17 protein-coding genes are annotated in these 17,991 nt (G+C 71.7%); 11 read left to right on the top strand and 6 right to left on the bottom strand.

Going from position 1 to position 17,991, the window contains the following annotated elements:
* Positions 1-2: 2 nt before the first annotated feature.
* Both sdhC and ACIPK3_RS20700 read right to left on the bottom strand, forming a co-directional pair.
* On the bottom strand, positions 3-383 hold the full coding sequence (sdhC, locus tag ACIPK3_RS20695) for a succinate dehydrogenase, cytochrome b556 subunit (RefSeq protein ID WP_402571611.1): 381 nt from the start codon (positions 381-383) through the stop codon (positions 3-5).
* Between the two features lie 157 nt (positions 384-540).
* Complete coding sequence (locus ACIPK3_RS20700; RefSeq protein WP_402571613.1) at positions 541-1,137, bottom strand: 2-oxo-4-hydroxy-4-carboxy-5-ureidoimidazoline decarboxylase; 597 nt, start codon at positions 1,135-1,137, stop codon at positions 541-543.
* Positions 1,138-1,345: 208 nt separating this feature from the next.
* Between ACIPK3_RS20700 and ACIPK3_RS20705 the strand changes: the two genes are divergently transcribed.
* The 6 genes from ACIPK3_RS20705 (at position 1,346) to ACIPK3_RS20730 (ending at position 7,155) form a co-directional block, all read left to right on the top strand.
* Entirely contained in the window at positions 1,346-2,944 is a 1,599-nt protein-coding gene (locus ACIPK3_RS20705) for a glycoside hydrolase family 20 protein (protein ID WP_402571866.1), read from the top strand.
* 159 nt (positions 2,945-3,103) lie between these two features.
* Positions 3,104-3,676 carry a hypothetical protein gene (locus ACIPK3_RS20710; protein WP_402571615.1) on the top strand — a complete coding sequence of 191 codons (573 nt, stop codon included), beginning with the start codon at positions 3,104-3,106 and terminating at the stop codon, positions 3,674-3,676.
* 148 nt (positions 3,677-3,824) lie between these two features.
* The gene (locus ACIPK3_RS20715; RefSeq protein WP_402571867.1) at positions 3,825-4,208 is read left to right on the top strand and encodes a hypothetical protein; all 384 of its coding nucleotides are present in this window, start codon (positions 3,825-3,827) and stop codon (positions 4,206-4,208) included.
* A gap of 134 nt (positions 4,209-4,342) precedes the next feature.
* Entirely contained in the window at positions 4,343-4,945 is a 603-nt protein-coding gene (locus tag ACIPK3_RS20720; protein ID WP_402571616.1) for an RNA polymerase sigma factor, read from the top strand.
* A 513-nt stretch (positions 4,946-5,458) separates the two neighbouring features.
* The gene (locus tag ACIPK3_RS20725) at positions 5,459-6,121 is read left to right on the top strand and encodes an RNA polymerase sigma factor (RefSeq protein ID WP_402571617.1); all 663 of its coding nucleotides are present in this window, start codon (positions 5,459-5,461) and stop codon (positions 6,119-6,121) included.
* Between the two features lie 56 nt (positions 6,122-6,177).
* The gene (locus ACIPK3_RS20730; protein WP_402571619.1) at positions 6,178-7,155 is read left to right on the top strand and encodes a hypothetical protein; all 978 of its coding nucleotides are present in this window, start codon (positions 6,178-6,180) and stop codon (positions 7,153-7,155) included.
* A gap of 203 nt (positions 7,156-7,358) precedes the next feature.
* On the opposite strand, the gene ACIPK3_RS20735 is transcribed toward ACIPK3_RS20730, so the two are convergent.
* A complete protein-coding gene (locus ACIPK3_RS20735) occupies positions 7,359-8,168 on the bottom strand; it encodes a L,D-transpeptidase family protein (RefSeq protein ID WP_402571621.1) in 810 nt (269 codons plus the stop codon).
* Between the two features lie 80 nt (positions 8,169-8,248).
* Between ACIPK3_RS20735 and ACIPK3_RS20740 the strand changes: the two genes are divergently transcribed.
* Together ACIPK3_RS20740 and leuE are read left to right on the top strand one after the other, a co-directional pair.
* Positions 8,249-9,829: a methylmalonyl-CoA mutase gene (locus tag ACIPK3_RS20740; RefSeq protein ID WP_402571622.1), complete on the top strand. Its 1,581-nt coding sequence runs from the start codon at positions 8,249-8,251 to the stop codon at positions 9,827-9,829.
* A 66-nt stretch (positions 9,830-9,895) separates the two neighbouring features.
* Positions 9,896-10,543, top strand: a complete 648-nt coding sequence (gene leuE, locus ACIPK3_RS20745; RefSeq protein ID WP_402571624.1) for a leucine efflux protein LeuE — start codon at positions 9,896-9,898, stop codon at positions 10,541-10,543.
* A gap of 39 nt (positions 10,544-10,582) precedes the next feature.
* Here leuE and ACIPK3_RS20750 read toward each other — a convergent pair whose 3' ends face one another.
* The 3 genes from ACIPK3_RS20750 to ACIPK3_RS20760 all read right to left on the bottom strand — a co-directional run bounded on the left by ACIPK3_RS20750 (position 10,583) and on the right by ACIPK3_RS20760 (position 14,139).
* Positions 10,583-11,671 (bottom strand): acyltransferase family protein, encoded by a 1,089-nt coding sequence (locus ACIPK3_RS20750; RefSeq protein ID WP_402571869.1) that lies wholly within the window; start codon positions 11,669-11,671, stop codon positions 10,583-10,585.
* Between the two features lie 147 nt (positions 11,672-11,818).
* Entirely contained in the window at positions 11,819-13,153 is a 1,335-nt protein-coding gene (locus tag ACIPK3_RS20755) for an alpha-2,8-polysialyltransferase family protein (RefSeq protein ID WP_402571626.1), read from the bottom strand.
* Complete coding sequence (locus ACIPK3_RS20760; RefSeq protein WP_402571628.1) at positions 13,150-14,139, bottom strand: glycosyltransferase family 2 protein; 990 nt, start codon at positions 14,137-14,139, stop codon at positions 13,150-13,152. The genes ACIPK3_RS20755 and ACIPK3_RS20760 overlap by 4 nt, the downstream gene beginning before the upstream one ends.
* 198 nt (positions 14,140-14,337) lie before the next feature.
* On the opposite strand from ACIPK3_RS20760, the gene ACIPK3_RS20765 reads away from it, so the two are divergent.
* The 3 genes from ACIPK3_RS20765 (at position 14,338) to ACIPK3_RS20775 (ending at position 17,983) form a co-directional block, all read left to right on the top strand.
* Positions 14,338-15,669, top strand: a complete 1,332-nt coding sequence (locus tag ACIPK3_RS20765) for a DUF6716 putative glycosyltransferase (RefSeq protein WP_402571630.1) — start codon at positions 14,338-14,340, stop codon at positions 15,667-15,669.
* Between the two features lie 89 nt (positions 15,670-15,758).
* Positions 15,759-17,033 (top strand): cytidylyltransferase domain-containing protein, encoded by a 1,275-nt coding sequence (locus ACIPK3_RS20770; protein ID WP_402571631.1) that lies wholly within the window; start codon positions 15,759-15,761, stop codon positions 17,031-17,033.
* Between the two features lie 14 nt (positions 17,034-17,047).
* Positions 17,048-17,983, top strand: coding sequence for an N-acetylneuraminate synthase family protein (locus ACIPK3_RS20775; RefSeq protein WP_402571633.1), 936 nt, complete (start codon positions 17,048-17,050; stop codon positions 17,981-17,983).
* The last annotated feature ends 8 nt before the right edge of the window (positions 17,984-17,991 follow it).

The raw sequence follows: 17,991 nt of genomic DNA on the forward strand, positions 1-17,991 counted from the left end.
CGTCAGCTCCCGACGAGGGCACGATAGGCGTGGCCGAGGACGGGGTAGATCGCGCCGGCCATCAGGACGAGCCAGACGACGACCACGGTCCACAGCATCTGCTTCTGGTAGCGCGCGCCCTTGGACCAGAAGTCGACGGCGATGACACGCAGGCCGTTGAGCGCGTGGAAGAGGATGGCGGCGACGAGGCCGTACTCCAGCAGTGCGACGATCGGCGTCTTGTACGTGGCTACGACCTTGTCGTAGTCCTCGGGGGAGACACGGACGAGTGCGGTGTCCAGCACATGAACGAACAGGAAGAAGAAGATGAGGACGCCGGTGACTCGATGAGCCACCCAGGACCACATTCCTTCCCGGCCGCGGTACAGCGTTCCAGCCGGCACGGAAGAACCCTCCGGGAGCGAGGACTAGGGCCGCGCCGGCTTCGGTGTCGGTCGGGCCCGGCCGGGTACGGTCCACCGGCCCCCAGCATCGTAGCGACGTGCTGCCGCCTGGCTTACAGGGGGCCTACCTCGTGTGATCAAACTGGCACCGGACGGGCTATTGGCGGGCGGCCGCGGTGTGGCTGTGCGCGCCCCTGAGATAGGTGATCAGGCGCTGCTTCGCCAGGTGGCGGAGCTGGTCCGCCGTCACCACCCGCTCGTCGTCCGGATCGTTGGTCAATCGTGATCGGATGCCTTCGAGGGCCCGGTCGAGGGCCTCGCCGGGGGCGGAGTCACCCAGATAGATGACGAACACGTGGCCGAAACGGGCCTCGTAGGCGGCATGGGCGGCGCTGAGGGCCGTGTGGGCGGCGGAGTAGGCGTCGTCCGGGAGCTGGGGCAGGGACTCCCCGGCCAGGGCCTCGGCGAGGTCTGCCGGTGCCAGGTCGTAGGCCGCCTCGTCGGACGCGGCCAGGAGGGAGTCCAGGTCGGGGTAGGGGCGGTGGTCGGCGAGGCGGCGCGCCCAGTGGGGGCTGTGCAGGCAGGCCAGAAGAGCCTCGCGCACCTGCTCGGCGGGCGCGCTGTTGAAGTCCCGCAGCGGGATGGGAGCCGGCGCGCTGCGGGACTGTTCGGGGAATGCCGGTATGTCCGCTCGGCCGGTGAAGTCGGAGGCATACGGCAGACGGTGCGCAGACAGCGTGGGTCCTCGCGTCACATGTGGTGCGGCAGGGGATCTTGTGAAAGGTATGTCACCACGCTATCGAGTGCGGTCATCGAGTGTCCGAACAGGGCCCGAATTTCACTCGGACGGGAGAGTTTCGGAACGTGCGGTGGACGCGGCCCCGCCGGGAGGGCCGTAGGTTGGCGGTGTGACTCAGCACAGGCGCAGGGCATCGGCGAAGCAGGTGAGACGGCGGCGGGCGGTGGCCGCCGGGGCCTTCGTCGCCGCGGTCTCCCTCGGCGTGGGCATAGCCGTCTGGGCTTCCACCGGCGACGGCGGACGGCCCGCCGGGGCGGTGCGGCCGCCCTCCGGCAGCACCGGCGGGGTCACGCCCTCCGCCCCGGCCGCCCCCAGCCCCACCCCGACCCGGTCCTACCCCCTCTCCCAGACACCCCGCACCATCCCCGCGGTCCGCTCCCACACCCCCGCCCGGGGCCCCGGCTGGCGTCCGGCCCGCGGCGAGCGCGTGGTGGTGGGCGACCCCCGGCTGGCCGACGAGGGCCGCCTCATAGCCGGTGAGCTCGGCCTGTCGTACGCGGGCGAGCGGGACGACACCCGTCCCGGGGACATACGGCTGGCGCTCGGCGGAGACAAGGGCGCGAACCCGGAGTCGTACACCCTGACCGTGCGCGGCGGGGGCGTGGACATCACCGGACCCGCCGACGCCGGCGTCTTCTACGGCACCCGCACCCTCAAGCAGGAGGTCCACGGCGGCGGTACGGCCCCCGAGGGCGTCGTGCGCGACGAGCCCGCCAAGCCGCAGCGCGGGCTCATGCTGGACATCGCCCGCAAGCCGTTCACCGAGTCCTGGATCGAGGACCGGGTGCGCGAACTGGGCGACCTCAAGTTCAACCAGCTGGGACTGCACTTCTCCGACGACCAGGGCTTCCGGATCCAGTCCACGACCCACCCCGAGATCGTCTCCAAGGACCATCTGACCAAGGCACAGGTCAAGCGGATCGTGGACCTCGCCGCGAGCCGTCACATCACCGTCGTGCCGGAGATCGACTCGCCGGGGCACCTCGGCGCCGTCCTCGCCGCCCACCCCGACCTCCAACTGCGCAACGCCCGGGGCGGCGCGACACGCGGGGCCATCGACATATCCAAACCGGCCGCCGGTGCACTGGTCGACGATCTGCTCAACGAGTACGCCGGGCTGTTCCCGGGCGCCTACTGGCACCTCGGCGGCGACGAGTACCAGGCGCTCATGGCCACCGACCCGGCCGCCTCCTATCCGCAGCTGGCCGCCGCCGCCCGGCAGAAGTACGGCTCCGGCGGCACCGTCGCCGACCTCGCCACCGGCTGGCTGAACGCCCGCGCCGACACCGTCCGCGCCCACGACAGGACCATGCGGGCCTGGAACGACGGCTTCTACCGGGACACGTCCGTGCAGCCCGCGAAGGACCTCCAGGCCGCCTACTGGACCGGCAAGGAGATCGGCGCCCGGCAGCCCGACGCGTACCTCGCCCCGGGCCGCGAGGTCCTCAACTACAACGACGAGTTCCTCTACTACGTCCTCGGCGAGCCGCAGACCTTTGTCTACCCCACGGGGCAGCGGATCTACGAGCAGTGGAACCCCCGGGTGCTGCGCGGCACCACCGCCGTGCCCGCCCGCTACGACGGGCGGATACTCGGCGGCTCCCTCGCCGTCTGGTGCGACCTCGCCCATGCGCAGACGCAGGACCAGGTGGCCGCCGGGATACGGATGCCGCTGCGGGCCACCGTCCAGAAACTCTGGGACCCCGGCACCCCCGCCCTCAGCTGGCCGGAGTTCAGAAAGCTGGCCGACCGGCTGGACTGACCGGCTGGACCGACCGGCTGGGTTGACGGGCGGTCGGCCGGCCCCGAGAAGTCGCGCGCCCTGGCTGAAACCGTACCCCTGTGACATTCCGGGCCCGTCGCACGCAGTAAGGGGAAGTGCGGGCTCCGTATCGTCGGCGCCCTGGCGAGGGAGGCGTGGATGAGCCTGGTGGACCTGATCGCTCAGGCCGACGAACGCGGACTGGCCGCCGGCGGGTTGGCTTGTTTGGACCGCTGCGTGCCCCTGCTGGGCGGCGACGACGAGGTCCTGCGGCCGCTGTGGGCGAGCCTCACGGACGGCGGAGGCGACTGGGGCGAGGCCCTGGAGAAGGCACGCGCCGCGCTCCTCGACGCCCAGCAGCCCGCCGGTTCCCCGGAGTCCGTCGAGGACGAGGCCGCGCTCCTCGCCCGCCGGATGCTCGGCACCGCCCCCGCCCACTACACCGACGCCGGGATACGCGCCTGGGCCGACGCCTGCTCGGTCGCCTCGCTCCGGATACACGGCCTCCTCGACCCCGCCGAGGACGGCGACGCCCATGTCGACGGTCCGCGCGAGGGCCGCACGGAGGGCATGTCGCCGCTCGTCGCCGCCGAACTGCGCCGCCAGGTCACCGTCCTCGAACTGCTCGCCGAGCACGACGCGGTCGGGCTGCGCCGGGCACTGGAGGTGTCCGTCGAAGGACGCCGGGTGCTGCGCGCGGTGGTGTCCCGCCGGGCCCGCGGCCGGAGCTAGTCCGGGCTTGGGCCGACCCTGGCCTGAGGGGGTCCTGTGACCGCCCCGGGGACGTGTGGGGCGGTCCTGCGCCGATTGCGGGAAGGCCCCGGATTCCGGTGACGAAAACGCCGCTGACCTCGCTCTACCGAGTGTGACTGCACACGATGTGACAACACGGCAGGAGAGCAGGCCGCACGCCGCGGCGCAGCCGACGCGCTGGGCCGCGGACGCGGTGGCGACGATGCGCGAGGGCGCCCGGATGCGGCTCGACTACTCGGCGCGCAGTCTGTGGCGCGTCGACCGGATGATCGAGGACATACGGCGCGAGGGAGTGCCGTACGCCGCCGTCCGGAACGCGCTGCGCGGCTTCGGGGCGTACGCCGGTGAGGTGATCGTCCGGCAGGTCGGCGGTGAGTGGTGGGCCACCGGCGGCGAGCACTGGATCCGCACACCCGACGGCCGCCTCTGGGATCCCGTGGACGAGGCACGGCGCTGCTTCGGCGGCCACGGCTCGCTGCGCCTGCTGTGCCGGGACGCGGGCGGGGCCTGACGTGAGCCGGGACTGACGGAAGCCGGGACCGACACCCGGTGACAAATCCTTCGGCCGCGACGCTGAGCAGCGTGGGAACGGATTCGCCGCTGGCGCGAGCAGGAGCGCGAGCCCGGCACGGACGAGGACGGCTCTTGGGCCAGGACGCACAGCCCCGCCACGGGCAGGCGCACGACGGCGAGTTGGGTGCGGCCGTGGCGCGGGCGCAGGCGGGGGACGAGGCGGCTTTCACGGTCGTCTACCGACTGGTGCAACCCGGTCTGCTCGGGTATCTGCGCGGCATGGTCGGGGACGACGCCGAGGACGTCGCATCGGACGCCTGGCTGGAGATAGCGCGTGACCTGGGCCGGTTCCGGGGCGACGGCGCGGGGTTCCGCGGCTGGAGCGCGACCATCGCCCGGCACCGGGCGCTCGACCATCTGCGCCGCAGACGGGCGCGGCCGCGGACCACCACGCTGGACCCGGAGGTACTTGACCTGCCGTCCTGGCACAGCACCCATGAGCAGGCGCTGGAGACCATCTCCACCGAACTCGCCCTGCGCCTGCTCGCCGAGCTGCCGCGCGACCAGGCGGAGGCGGTGCTGCTGCGGGTGGTCGTGGGGCTGGACGGTCCGGCGGTGGCCCGGGTCCTGGGCAAGCGCTCCGGCGCGGTACGGACGTCCGCGCACCGTGGGCTGAAGCGGCTCGCGCGGCTGCTGGACGGGAGCGGGTGGGCGGATGGGGGAGCGGATGGGTGAGCGGCTGCGGACCGGGGCAACGGGCGGGCCGGAGGCGCTGGGGACGCTCCTGGGGGCGGCCCTGCGGGCGGGAGCCGCGGATCCGGCAGCCGAACGCCATGCCGCCGCCGCGTTCCGGGCCGCCCGGGGAACCGGGGAAACAGGGGCCGGGCGGGCGCGGACCCGGCGACGGGACGACTGGCGACCGGCGGACACGGAGAGCCCCTGTCCAGGTGTTTCCGGCTCCTCCTGACCACTGTTGGCCGGACGAGCGAGACGGCCGGGACCGCCACCCCCCACAGGAGAGGCCCCGGCCGTCGCGTGGTACGGACCGCGCGGCGGCCCGTACTTTCTACAGCGCCGGGAGTGCGCTTTCTGTCACACCTCACTGCGTCACGAGTTAGTTGCATCTTGTACCGACGTGGACGGGCAGTGGTTTCACGCCGTAACGTGCCTTTCGCGCCGGGCGCAGACGCATGGCCAATGCGGCGGACGGCGGATGCGAAACCGCGACCATCTATCGAGGAACCACGGGTGCTGGGGGACGACGCGGAGTTGACCGCCGCGGTGCGTGCGGCACAGGACGGGGACGAGACCGCGTTCCGGACTGTGTACCGAGCGGTGCATCCACGGCTGCTCGGCTATGTGCGCACCCTGGTCGGCGATCCCGACGCCGAGGACGTCACCTCCGAGGCCTGGCTCCAGATAGCCCGCGACCTGGAGCGCTTCAGCGGAGACGCGGACCGGTTCCGCGGCTGGGCCGCCCGGATAGCCCGCAACCGTGCGCTGGATCACATACGGATGCGCGGCCGCCGCCCCGCGATAGGCGGCGACGAGACCGAACTGACCGGCCGGGCCGCCGAGTCCGACACCGCGGGCGAGGCCATCGAGGCCCTGGCCACCGACAGCACCCTCTCCCTCATCGCCCGCCTGCCGCAGGACCAGGCCGAGGCGGTCGTCCTGCGCGTGGTCGTGGGCCTCGACGCCAAGACCGCGGCCGAGACGCTCGGCAAGCGCGCGGGCGCCGTACGCACGGCCGCACACCGCGGGCTGAAGCGGCTCGCGGAGCTGCTCGGTGAGGATCCGGAATCCGCCGGGGCGCTCGACGCGCTGCCGGCCCAGCGAGAGCCGCGTGGCAGCGCGGTGACGTCCGCCACTGTGACGCATATGCGCGCGCGGACGCAGAAGGACATGTGATGGCCGACAAGAGCTGTGCGTCCCAGGGAGACAGCTCCCGGACACCCGGCCGGTGGTTGAATCATGAAACGGCGGAGCGGCTGCTGCGCGGCGAGTCACCCGAAGTCACCGGCCCCGCCGCGGCCGAGCAGGCCGAACGGCTGGCCAAGGCCCTCGACGCGCTCGCCGCCGACGCCACCGTGGCCGGTGCCGAGCTCCCCGGCGAGGAGGCCGCGCTGGCCGCCTTCCGCAAGGCGCGCGAGACGGCACCCGCCGAGCGACCCGCCCGGGCCCGCGCCCCGCGCCGCCCCCGCTGGGCCCGTCCGGTGCGCCTCGCACTGGCCGGGGCACTGGTCGCGGGCACCGTCGGCGGGGTCGCGGTGGCCGCCGGAACCGGAGTCCTGCCGCAGCCGTTCGGCGACCACCGTCCGGGCCCCGCCGCCTCGGTGTCCGCCGCCGCGTCCTCCGAGAACCCGCCCGGCTCGCCCGCCCTGGACAGCGCGCAGGGCGGCAAGTCCGGCGTGCCGACGCCCGGTGTCACCCCGGCCGTCCCCGGCGGCTCCGCCCACGACACCGCGGACGGACCCGGCAGGGACGGCAAGGACGGCAGCGGGGGCAAGAACGGCAAGGGCGACAAGGGTGGGGACGACGGCGGCGGCGACCTGGCCGCGCCGTCCGGCAGGACCGGCACCTGGTGGAAGGCCGTCGCCCTGTCCTGCCAGGACATTCGCGACGGCAGGACGCTCGGCTCCGACCGCCGCCGCACCCTGGAGGGGGCGGCGGGCGGCTCCGCGCAGGTGGCGAAGTACTGCGCGTACGTCCTGGAGCTCACCGCGGGCCTCGGCGGCACCGGCAAGGACGGTGACGGCAAGGGCGACGGCGGCGAGGGCGACGGCTGGGGCGACGAGCAGGGTCACGGCGGTCACGGAGACCACGGCGGTCACCACGGCCGAGGGCACGGCGGCCGTCCGCGCGGCGGCAGCATCGACCAGGGCGGCGGCGACGGCGGCAGCACCGTGCTGCCCACCCCGACGTCCCTCGCCAACCTGCTCTGACCTGCGATTTTTAGGTTGTTGAAAGTTTTTCCACGCGAGGTGTGACGTTTCTTGGCACTCCGGCGCAGTAATGAGTGAGCCGACTGGTCATCGGCTGGCGCACGGAGCCGGGGTTCCCCCCGTACCCACGGCTCGTGCACTCGGCGCGGGCGGGACACGTTCCCCCGGTCCCGCCCGCGCCCCAATCCCACTGCCGCTCGCGGTCACCAGTGGACGACGACCTTGTCCCCGGTGCGGACCTGCGCGAACAGCCCGGCGATCGCCGCTTCGTCCCGTACGTTCACACAGCCGTGCGAGCCGCCCGCGTACCCGCGTGCCGCGAAGTCGTACGAGTAGTGCACCGCCTGGCCGCCGCTGAAGAACAGCGCGTACGGCATGGGGGAGTGATAGAGCGTCGAGACGTGGTGCCGCGACTTCCAGTAGACGCGGAACACGCCCTCCCGGGTCGGTGTGTACTGCGCGCCGAACCGCACCGACATCGTCGACCGTGTCCGCCCGTCCACCATCCAGCGCAGTGTCCGGGTGGTCTTGCTGATGCACAGCACGCGCCCGGTCAGACAACGCGGGTCGGGCGCGTCGGCCGGCTGGCCGCCCATCAGATACAGCTCCCAGGTGCCCGGCCGGTGCGTCATGCCCAGCAGCCGCTGCCAGGTGACGGTGTCGGTCCGGCCGGTCCTGGGCAGCCCGCGTTTGCCCTGGAAGCCCCTGACCGCCCGTTCCGTCAGATCGTCGTACGACCCCGTCGGCCCGTCGAAGAGCCACTCCACCTGGCGCAGCCGGGCCTGCAGTTCGCGCACACCGGTGCCCGAGTCACCACGGGACCACAGCACCCGGGCGGGCCTCCCCGCGGTGTCCCTCCCCACAGGCGGGGAGCCGGACGGCAGCCGGGCGTGCACCGGTGAGCGGGGCCTGCCGTCCTGCGCCGCGGTCGGCTGGACCGTACAGCCGCACAGCACGGCGAGTGCGGCGGCGGCCGAGGCGAGTGCGGTGGTCGTTCCTCCGAGGCTCCCCATGCCCCAGATGCTTCCCGGCGTGAGCGCCGTCGAACTCCGGGGCATCGTGAGAAGTGAACGACGTACTGCGGAGGCACACCATGGCACGTGAGTCGGAGTCCGGACTGCCGATCGAACCGGTCTACGGGCCACACGACCTCGGGGGCTGGGACCCCGCCGAGCGGCTGGGCGAGCCGGGCGGGTTCCCCTACACCCGCGGGGTGTACCCGACGATGTACACGGGCCGCCCCTGGACCATGCGTCAGTACGCCGGCTTCGGCACCGCGACCGAGTCCAACGCCCGGTACAAGCAGCTGATCGCGCACGGCACCACGGGTCTGTCCGTCGCCTTCGACCTGCCCACCCAGATGGGCCACGACTCCGACGCGCCACTCGCCCACGGCGAGGTCGGCAAGGTCGGCGTCGCCATCGACTCCCTCGACGACATGCGGGTGCTGTTCGGCGGGATCCCGCTGGACAAGGTGTCGACGTCGATGACCATCAACGCCCCGGCGGCCCTGCTGCTCCTGCTCTACCAGCTGGTGGCGGAGGAACAGGGAGTGTCCGCCGACCGGCTGACCGGGACGATCCAGAACGACGTCCTGAAGGAGTACATCGCGCGCGGGACGTACATCTTCCCGCCCAAGCCGTCGCTGCGGCTCATCGCGGACGTCTTCAAGTACTGCCGGGCCGAGATGCCGAGGTGGAACACGATCTCGATCTCCGGCTACCACATGGCGGAGGCGGGAGCGTCCCCCGCGCAGGAGATCGCCTTCACCCTCGCCGACGGCATCGAGTACGTCCGTACGGCGGTCTCGGCGGGCATGGACGTCGACGACTTCGCGCCCCGCCTGTCCTTCTTCTTCGTGGCCCGTACGACGCTCCTGGAGGAGGTCGCCAAGTTCCGCGCCGCACGCCGGATCTGGGCGCGGGTGATGAGGGAGGAGTTCGGCGCGCGGAACCCCAAGTCGCTGATGCTGCGCTTCCACACCCAGACGGCCGGCGTCCAGCTCACCGCGCAGCAGCGGGAGGTGAACCTGGTGCGGGTGGCCGTACAGGCCCTCGCCGCCGTGCTCGGCGGCACCCAGTCCCTGCACACCAACTCCTTCGACGAGGCGATCGCGCTGCCCACCGACAAGAGCGCCCGCCTCGCCCTGCGCACCCAGCAGGTACTGGCCCACGAGACCGACGTCACCGCCACCGTCGACCCGTTCGCCGGGTCGTACGCCGTCGAGCACATGACGGACGACGTGGAGGCGGCCGCGCTTGACCTGATGCGCCGGATCGAGGACATGGGCGGCGCGGTCGCCGCGATCGAGCGCGGTTTCCAGAAGAGCGAGATCGAACGCAACGCGTACCGCGTCGCCCAGGAGACGGACGCCGGCGACCGGGTGGTCGTCGGCGTCAACCGCTTCCGGCTGGACGAGGAGGAACCGTACGAACCCCTCCGGGTGGACCCCGCGATCGAGGCACGCCAGGCGGAACGCCTGACCAGGCTCCGCGCCGAGCGGGACCGGCGCGCGGTGGACGCGGCCCTGACGGCCCTGAAGGAGACGGCCCAGGGCGAGGACAACGTCCTCTACCCGATGAAGGAGGCACTCCGCGCCCGGGCGACGCTCGGCGAGGTGTGCGACACGCTGCGGGAGGTGTGGGGGGTGTACGTGCCGTCGGAGACCTTCTGAACGATCCTCCGGGAAGTCCGGGAGGTCCGGGAAGTCCTGTCACACCTCCGTGCGACACTCGATCCCATGTTCGGTGTCATTGATCTCCCCACCTATCTGGCAGGACTCGTTCTGATCATCCTGCTGCCCGGCCCCAACTCGCTGTACGTGCTGTCCGTCGCCGCCCGGCGCGGGGTACGGGCGGGGTACACCGCTGCGGCCGGTGTCTGGTGCGGGGACACCGTGCTGATGACGTTGTCGGCGGCGGGGGTCGCCTCGCTGCTCCAGGCGAACGCCCTGCTGTTCGGGATCGTGAAGTACGTGGGTGCCGGATACCTGGCCTGGCTCGCGGTCGGGATGCTGCGCGCGGCGTGGGGGATGTGGCGGGCGCGGCGGGAGGAGACCTCCGGCGAGGAGGCCCCGGCCGACGGATACGAGCGGCCCTTCCGGCGGGCCTTCGTCGTCAGCCTCGTCAACCCCAAGGCGATCCTGTTCTTCGTCGCCTTCTTCGTGCAGTTCGTCGACCCGGGCTACGCCTACCCGGCCCTGTCCTTCGCCGTGCTCGGCGCGTTCCTCCAGCTGGTCAGCTTCCTCTACCTCAGCGCGCTGATATTCGGCGGCACGAAGCTCGCCGCCGCGTTCCGCCGCCGCAAGCGGCTGTCGGCGTCCGCCACCTCGGCGGCCGGGGCGCTGTTCCTGGGGTTCGCCGTCAAGCTGTCGCTGGCGAGCGTGTGATCCCGTACCGGTGCCGTCCGGCGCGGGCGGCGGGGCCCGCTACCGCGTCAGGTGACCGCGCAGCATCGGTGTGAAGCGGTCCTCGACGAAGCGGTTCAGCAGCCGGGCGAGCAGCAGCATGGCCGACACCGTCAGCAGGAAGGTGCCGTAGGAGGGGATGCCCAGGTTCTGGTGCAGGACCTTGATGACGACCCAGCCGAGATGCTCGTGGACCAGGTAGAAGGGGTAGGTCAGCGCGCCTGCCGTGGTCAGCCAGCGCCAGTTCGCCCGGCGCAGCCGGCCCAGCGCGATCGTCATGACGGCGACGTAGCCGAAGGTGACGACGAGCATGATGCTGGTGGCGCTGCGGAAGGAGAACGCGTGCACGCTCGCCGGGTGCCACAGCCGCTCGACCGCGTAGTACTGGCCGATCAGCCAGCTCACCGTCACGATGCCCCACGCGTACGCGTCACGCCGGTCGCGGTGCACGAGGTACAGCCCGATGCCGCCGATGAAGTACGGCGCGTACTCGGGCATCACCACGATGTCGAGCACCGGCATTTTCGCGCCCTGGCTGACGGCCGCCGCGACCGTCCAGACGGCGCAGAACATGATCACCCGGCGCCGGTTCGCCCCGGGCAGCACCACGAACAGGGCGAACAGTGCGTAGAAGCGGATCTCGCACCACAGCGTCCAGCACACGCCCAGGACCCGGTCGGCGCCCAACGGCTGCTGGAGCATGGTGAAGTTGACCAGGAAGTCGCTCGGCGAGACCGCCTCGTACACCACCCCCGGTAGCGCGAACACCGCCGTGACCAGGATGAGCGCCGCCCAGTAGGCGGGCATCAGCCGGGAGACGCGGGAGGCGAAGAACGCGCGGAGCGGGCGGCCCCAGCCGCTCATGCAGATGACGAAGCCGCTGATCACGAAGAACACCTGCACGCCGAGGCAGCCGTACGCGAACAGGTGGTGCAGGGAGGGGAACTGGTGCTTGGGGGAGGATCCCCAGGCCCGGGTGACATCGCCGTCCCGGCCGCCGTAGTGGTACATGGCCACCATCAGCGCGGCGACCAGCCGCAGTCCGTCCAGGGCGCGCAGCCGGTTCTCGCGCGGTGCGGACGGCCCGGACGGCGCGGACTGCCGCGGCACTTCGGGCCGCCGGGCCGCCGGTTCGGCCACCACGCCCTGGGTGGCTCCCCGGGCGTCCCCAGGCGTGTCGATCACTGGTGTCCCCTCGTTCCCCTGGTCATAGATCTGGTCATAGATCTGGTCGGAGATGTTCGCGCCACGGCGGGCTCAGCCGCCCACGGACCGCTTCAGCGAGCGCGCCCGCCGCGCGACCCGCCGTACCGTCGCGCTGCGCGGGATGAAGGCGAGCTGGGACGGGACGGCGCCGGGCAGCGCGAGCGAGGTCAGCCGGCGCCGCTTGAAGTAGCTCCAGGTGCGCTGGTTCAGATGCTTCGTCAGATAGGCCTCGGCTGCCGGGCGCAGCGTGGGGTAGATCTTCGGCTGCATGGCGTAGCTGACGGCCCGGACGAGCTCGTTCAGCCGGTCCACGTCCACGGTCCGGCGCTGCTCGGCGACGGCCGCCCGGTCCGACAGCTCGGGCAGCAGCGCGTCCACGACGGTCACGGGCACCCGGTTGCTGTTCTCGTACGGCGCCAGCTGCTCCAGCAGCTTCCCGGTGCCGACGCGGGCGACCGGCAGGCCGTACAGCGCGGAGGCGGTGAGCAGCGCGGTGGAGAAGCAGCCGACAACCAGCGCGGGACGCATCCGCTGGTAGAGGACCTCGGCGAGGACCGGCGTGTCGAGCACCGTGAGATCGGCGCCGAGCCGTTCGGCCTCCTTCTCCAGTGCGCGCGACCAGCGGGCCGGGGCGGAGGGGTGCGGCTTGAACACCACACGGGTGTGGCCGAGACCGACCGCACCCTTCAGCATCCGCACATGGAGGTCCTCCTCCTCCTCGGCGGTGAGGATGTCGAGCGCGGAGAGGTACTGGCCGAGCAGCAGGGCCGGCTCCTCGGCGGCGGGCAGCTCGTCACCGGTGTCGGCCAGCGAGGCGAGCACCTTCAGGAAGGCGTCGGTGGGCACGATCTCCGGTTCGACGCCGAACTCGGTGAGCAGCACCGGCGTGAGGCCCTGGACCAGGTCCAGGTGCAGCAGGCGGTCGATGCGGGTGCCGACCAGGGGGTCGATCTTGTTGCGGGTGGGGCCGTAGCTCATCAGGCCATCCGCGTAGACGGTGACGGGAGCGCCGGTGAAGATCTGGGTGAAGCCGAGCGCCGGGTTGACCTGGATGGACTCCACGGCGAGCTCGATGTCGTCGTCGCCGAGCTGCCACAGCAGCCGCAGGTACCGCTCCCACAGCGGTACGTCGTCCGGGCGGGGGGCCCAGCCGCCGGGGTGGAACGGGGAGATGGTCTCGTTCCAGGAGAGCACCTCGTCGAAGCGGTCGCGCAGCCGCTCGAAGCCCGGCATCCGGTCCAGGGGGGTGCTGGTCTCCGGCGCGGCCGCGTTGTTGCAGACGAGCAGGATGCGGCGGTCGGCGTCGGAGAAGCGGTCGGAGTCGAGGGCGGCGGCGAGCGTGGCGGTGCCGTAGAGCGTCGACGCGAGGAAGATCTGGGTGGTCACGCGGCGGCTCCCGCGGTGGCTCCCGTGGCGGCGGGACGGCGGCGCAGTCGGCGCAGCCGTGTCGCGCGCTGGACGTCCATGGAATCGAGTGCGTCCTTCAGCAGGTCCTGCGGCATGCGCCGCAGGGCGGCAGCGCTCAGCGACTTCAATTTCCGTGCCACCGGCGGTTCGAACCTTTCGATGGAACTCAGATGATGGGAGATGATCGCACAATATGTGCGCACGGCTTTCGGTAGGAGTTTATTCGCGTCGCCGTCCTGTGCGGTTTCCTCGATCACCTGATCGAAAGCGCGAAGAAAATCAAGCTGCCGCACATCACCGATCTGAGTGAGGGAAGAGGCGACCCCGCGCCGGTAGAAAACGCCGAGCAGGCCGACCGCGGCGAAGGATTCCGCCTCCCGGTGCAGTTTCCAGATCCAGGGACGATCTTCCGCCGTGCGCAGCCCGTCGGTGAAGTGCAGCACGCCCTTGTCGACCAGCCGGCGGTGGTAGGCGCCCGCCCACGCGTAGGCGTAGTCCACCGAGGTCGACCGGTCGGCGGGCAGGATGGCGTCCCGGGGGTTGAGCACCACGCCGCGCCTGCCCTGGGGGACCCGGTGGACGGCCCGTGCCCGCCCGGTGCACTGCACATGGTCGGTGCGCACGAAGTCGCAGCCCAGCTCGTCCATGGCCGTGACGAGCTGCGGATAGTAGCCGGGAGCGAGCCAGTCGTCGCCGTCCAGGAAGGTCAGGTACTCGCCGCGCGCCCTGTCGATGCCGGTGTTGCGGGCGGTGGCCAGACCTCCGTTCGTCTCGTGTCTGACGTACACCGAGCCCGGCAGCTCGCGCTCGGCGCGCACGAGGATCTCCGGGGTCTCGTCGCGTGAGCAGTCGTCGACGAGAATGAATTCGAAGTCCTCACGTGCGTTCGCACGGAGAGACTTCAGGGTGTCGGGTGCGTATTGCTGCACGTTGTAGAACGGCACGATGACGGAGAGCTTGACCACGGAGGCGACGTTAGGCGGGGGCCCGGCATCCGTCTTGGCCGCAAGCTTGATATCGGGTGAACGACGTGTGGCGATATTGTTAACCCGGCAGATCCGGTGTGTATTCCCGGTTGGATTCGCAATTCGTAGACACGTTGTTAACCCTTTGTTGGATTCGGGTTGGGCAGAACCTCGGAATGCCTTCCTAGCGTCTTCGGTGTGCCAGTAAGTGCAACGAAGTCTCCGCGGGTCGCCGTCCTGGCCGACTCCGACACCCGGTGGAAGTGGGGCGCGCTCACCGCGCAACGCGTCGTACCGGGAGTACCGGAAGAGTCCGCAGGGCCGGGCATCCGGCTGGACGGCTACCTCCTGCGGGGCCGCGCCACCCCCACCCCCCGCCAGCTGACGGAAGTCGGAGTCCGCGCGGACTCGCTCCGCGAGGTCACCGCCGTCGAGTTCCTGCGGGCGATCCGCGAGGAATCGTACGACGTCCTCGTCCTCGCCCTCGTCGGCGGTGCCGTACAGGCCGTGCTGCACGGTCTGCGGCGGCTCTGGGAGGGCACCGGCGAACGCCCCGTCGTCGTCACCGGCTACGTCGGCGTCGTCTACGAGAAGCTCGCCGACGGCCTGCTGCTGCGCCACGGCGCCGACCTGGTCCTCGCCAACTCCCGCCAGGACGCGGAACGCTTCCGGGCCGTGTACGAGGGAGTGGGCGCCGACGCCCGTGCGGTGACCGAGGTCGCCCTCCCCTTCCTCGGTGGGCAGCCCCACACCGGCGAACACGACCCCCGCACGGTGGTGTTCGCAGCGCAGCCCTCCGTCCCGGAGAACCGCAGGGACCGCGCGTACCTGCTGGACCGGCTCATCCAGCACGCCCGCCGACACCCCGAGCGCGAGGTGCTGCTGAAGCTGCGCTCCAAGCCGGGCGAGCACACCACCCACATCGAGGAACTGCCCTACCAGAAGCTGGCGCAGGGCCAGGACCTCCCCGCCAACTTCCGTCTGGTGTACGGGCACATGGGCGAGGTGCTCGACCGCACCGACCTGCTCGTCACGGTCAGCTCGACGGCCGCGCTGGAGGCCCTGCACCGCCGGATCCCCACCGCCGTCCTCACCGACCTGGGCGTCCGCGAGACGCTCGGCAACCACCACTTCGCCGGCTCCGGCTGCCTCGCCTCCTGGGACCAGCTCGACGCCGGGCACCGGCCCGAGCCCGACAAGGAATGGGTCGCCCGGCAGGGCGTCGCGGCCGAAGGCTCCTACGACACCGCCTTCGACGAGGCACGGGAGCGCATCGCCGGACTGCTCGACCGCGCCGGTGGGCTGCCGCCCCTGGAGCCCTACTACACGACCCGGACCGCGCCCGGCTATCTGCCCGGGATCCTCGCCCGCCACCACCTGGGCCCCGACGGCACCCCGCTGCCGGGCGCCCCGGCCGCCGACAGGACGCCCGGACCGGTCCGCCGGATCGTGCGCCTGGCCGCGCGCGGCGCCTACCGCCACGGCGTCCAGCGGGTCGCCCCCGTGATCCGGCGGATGGGGGAACTGTGAGCGACCTGATCCCGCGCCAAGGGCCTCCGGGCCATCGCCAAGGACACCCAGGAAGCGAAGGCCGTCGAGGCCGTCAAGGAGAGGAACCCATGTCCCACCCCGAAGCGGTCCGCGCGGCCCCGGTACGCCGGGTGCTCGCGGTGATCCCCGCCCGCGGCGGCTCCAAGGGTGTGCCCGCGAAGAACCTCGCCCCGGTCGGCGGCGTCCCACTGGTCGCCCGAGCCGTCCGCGAGTGCCGGGCCACCCGCCTGGTGACCGACGTCGTCGTCTCCACCGACGACCGGGCGATCGCCGCCGCGGCCCGCCAGGCCGGCGCCGAGGTGGTGCTGCGCCCTGCCGCCATCGCCGGCGACACCGCCACCTCCGAGGCCGCCGTCCTGCACGCCATGGAAGCCCACGAGGCGCTGCACGGCTCGCCCGTCGACGTGGTCCTGCTCGTCCAGTGCACCAGCCCGTTCCTGTCCCGCGAGGACGTGGACGGGGTCGCGGGAGCCGTGGCCGAGAACGGTGCCGACACCGCCGTGACCGTGGCCGCCTTCCACGGCTTCATCTGGCGGGACGCGGCGGACGCCCCGCTGCCGCTGTCGGTACCGGCCGGGGCGGTGGATCCGGTCGTCGCCGACGGCGGCTACGGCGTCAACCACGACAAGTCCTTCCGCCCGCGCCGCCAGGACCGCCCCCAGGACCTGCTGGAGACCGGCGCCGCCTACGCGATGGACGCGGCCGGCTTCCGCGAGCACCGGCACCGCTTCTTCGGCCACACCGAGCTGGTCCGCACCGACCCGGCCCGGGTGCTGGAGATCGACGACCCGCACGAGCTGGCCCGCGCCAGGGCCCTGGCCCCGCTGTTCGACGCGGCCAGGCCCAGCACCCTCCCGACCGCCGCCGACATCGACGCGGTCGTACTGGACTTCGACGGCACCCAGACCGACGACCGGGTGCTGATCGACTCCGACGGACGGGAGTTCGTCTCCGTACACCGCGGCGACGGACTCGGCATCGCGGCTCTCCGCAGAAGCGGCCTGAAGATGCTGATCCTGTCCACGGAACAGAACCCGGTCGTCGCCGCACGAGCCCGGAAGCTCAAGCTCCCGGTGCTGCACGGCATCGACCGCAAGGACCTCGCACTCAAGCAGTGGTGCGAGGAGCAGGGCATCGCGCCCGAGCGCGTGCTCTACGTCGGCAACGACGTCAACGACCTCCCGTGCTTCGCCCTCGTGGGCTGGCCCGTGGCGGTCGCGAGCGCCCACGACGTCGTACGCGGCGCCGCACGCGCGGTCACCACGCTGCCCGGTGGCGACGGCGCAGTCCGAGAGATCGCCAGCTGGATCCTCGGCCCCTCTCTCGATTCCCTCACCAAGTAAGGACACCCCCGGTCATGATCAACTCCCGTCTGCGCACGTTCGGTTCGCGCGAGGTCGGCCCCGGCCGTCCCGTCTACATCTGCGGCGAGATCGGCATCAACCACAACGGTGAGCTGGAGAACGCCTTCAAGCTGATCGACGTGGCCGCCGAGGCCGGCTGCGACGCCGTCAAGTTCCAGAAGCGCACCCCCGAGATCTGCACCCCGCGCGACCAGTGGGACATCGAGCGCGACACCCCCTGGGGCCGGATGACCTACATCGACTACCGCCACCGCGTGGAGTTCGGCGAGGACGAGTACCGGCAGATCGACGCGTACTGCAAGGAGAAGGGCATCGCCTGGTTCGCGTCCCCGTGGGACACCGAGGCCGTCGCCTTCCTGGAGAAGTTCGACCTGCCCGCCCACAAGGTGGCCTCCGCCTCCCTGACCGACGACGACCTGCTCCAGGCCCTGCGCGCCACCGGCCGCACGGTCATCCTCTCCACCGGCATGTCCTCCCCGAAGCAGATCCGCCACGCGGTCGAGGTGCTCGGCAGCGAGAACATCCTCATGTGCCACGCCACCTCCACCTACCCGGCGAAGGCCGAGGAGCTCAACCTGCGCGTGATCAACACCCTGGAGACGGAGTACCCGAACGTCCCGATCGGCTACTCCGGCCACGAGACCGGCCTCCAGACCACGCTGGCCGCCGTCGCCCTCGGCGCCGCCTTCGTCGAGCGCCACATCACCCTCGACCGCGCCATGTGGGGCTCCGACCAGGCCGCCTCCGTGGAGCCGCAGGGCCTGACGCGTCTCGTCCGCGACATCCGCACCATCGAGGCCTCCCTCGGTGACGGCGTCAAGAAGGTCTACGACTCCGAGCTCGGCCCGATGAAGAAGCTGCGCCGTGTCGCGGGCGTCGTCACCGAGGCGGAGATCGCGGCGGCGGCGGGCGAGCCGGTCACGGTCTGAACCGCTCA

Origin of the sequence: Streptomyces sp. NPDC086787, from assembly GCF_044745865.1 — a bacterium.
In the GTDB taxonomy this organism is placed as follows: Bacteria; Actinomycetota; Actinomycetes; order Streptomycetales; family Streptomycetaceae; genus Streptomyces.

Excerpts from the sequence above, each read along its gene's own strand:
- ACIPK3_RS20710 (WP_402571615.1), top strand. The coding sequence starts at position 3,104 with ATGAGCCTGGTGGACCTGATCGCTCAGGCCGACGAACGCGGACTGGCC.
- ACIPK3_RS20735 (WP_402571621.1), bottom strand. The coding sequence starts at position 8,168 with ATGGGGAGCCTCGGAGGAACGACCACCGCACTCGCCTCGGCCGCCGCC.
- ACIPK3_RS20740 (WP_402571622.1), top strand. The coding sequence starts at position 8,249 with ATGGCACGTGAGTCGGAGTCCGGACTGCCGATCGAACCGGTCTACGGG.
- leuE (WP_402571624.1), top strand. The coding sequence starts at position 9,896 with ATGTTCGGTGTCATTGATCTCCCCACCTATCTGGCAGGACTCGTTCTG.
- ACIPK3_RS20770 (WP_402571631.1), top strand. The coding sequence starts at position 15,759 with ATGTCCCACCCCGAAGCGGTCCGCGCGGCCCCGGTACGCCGGGTGCTC.
- ACIPK3_RS20775 (WP_402571633.1), top strand. The coding sequence starts at position 17,048 with ATGATCAACTCCCGTCTGCGCACGTTCGGTTCGCGCGAGGTCGGCCCC.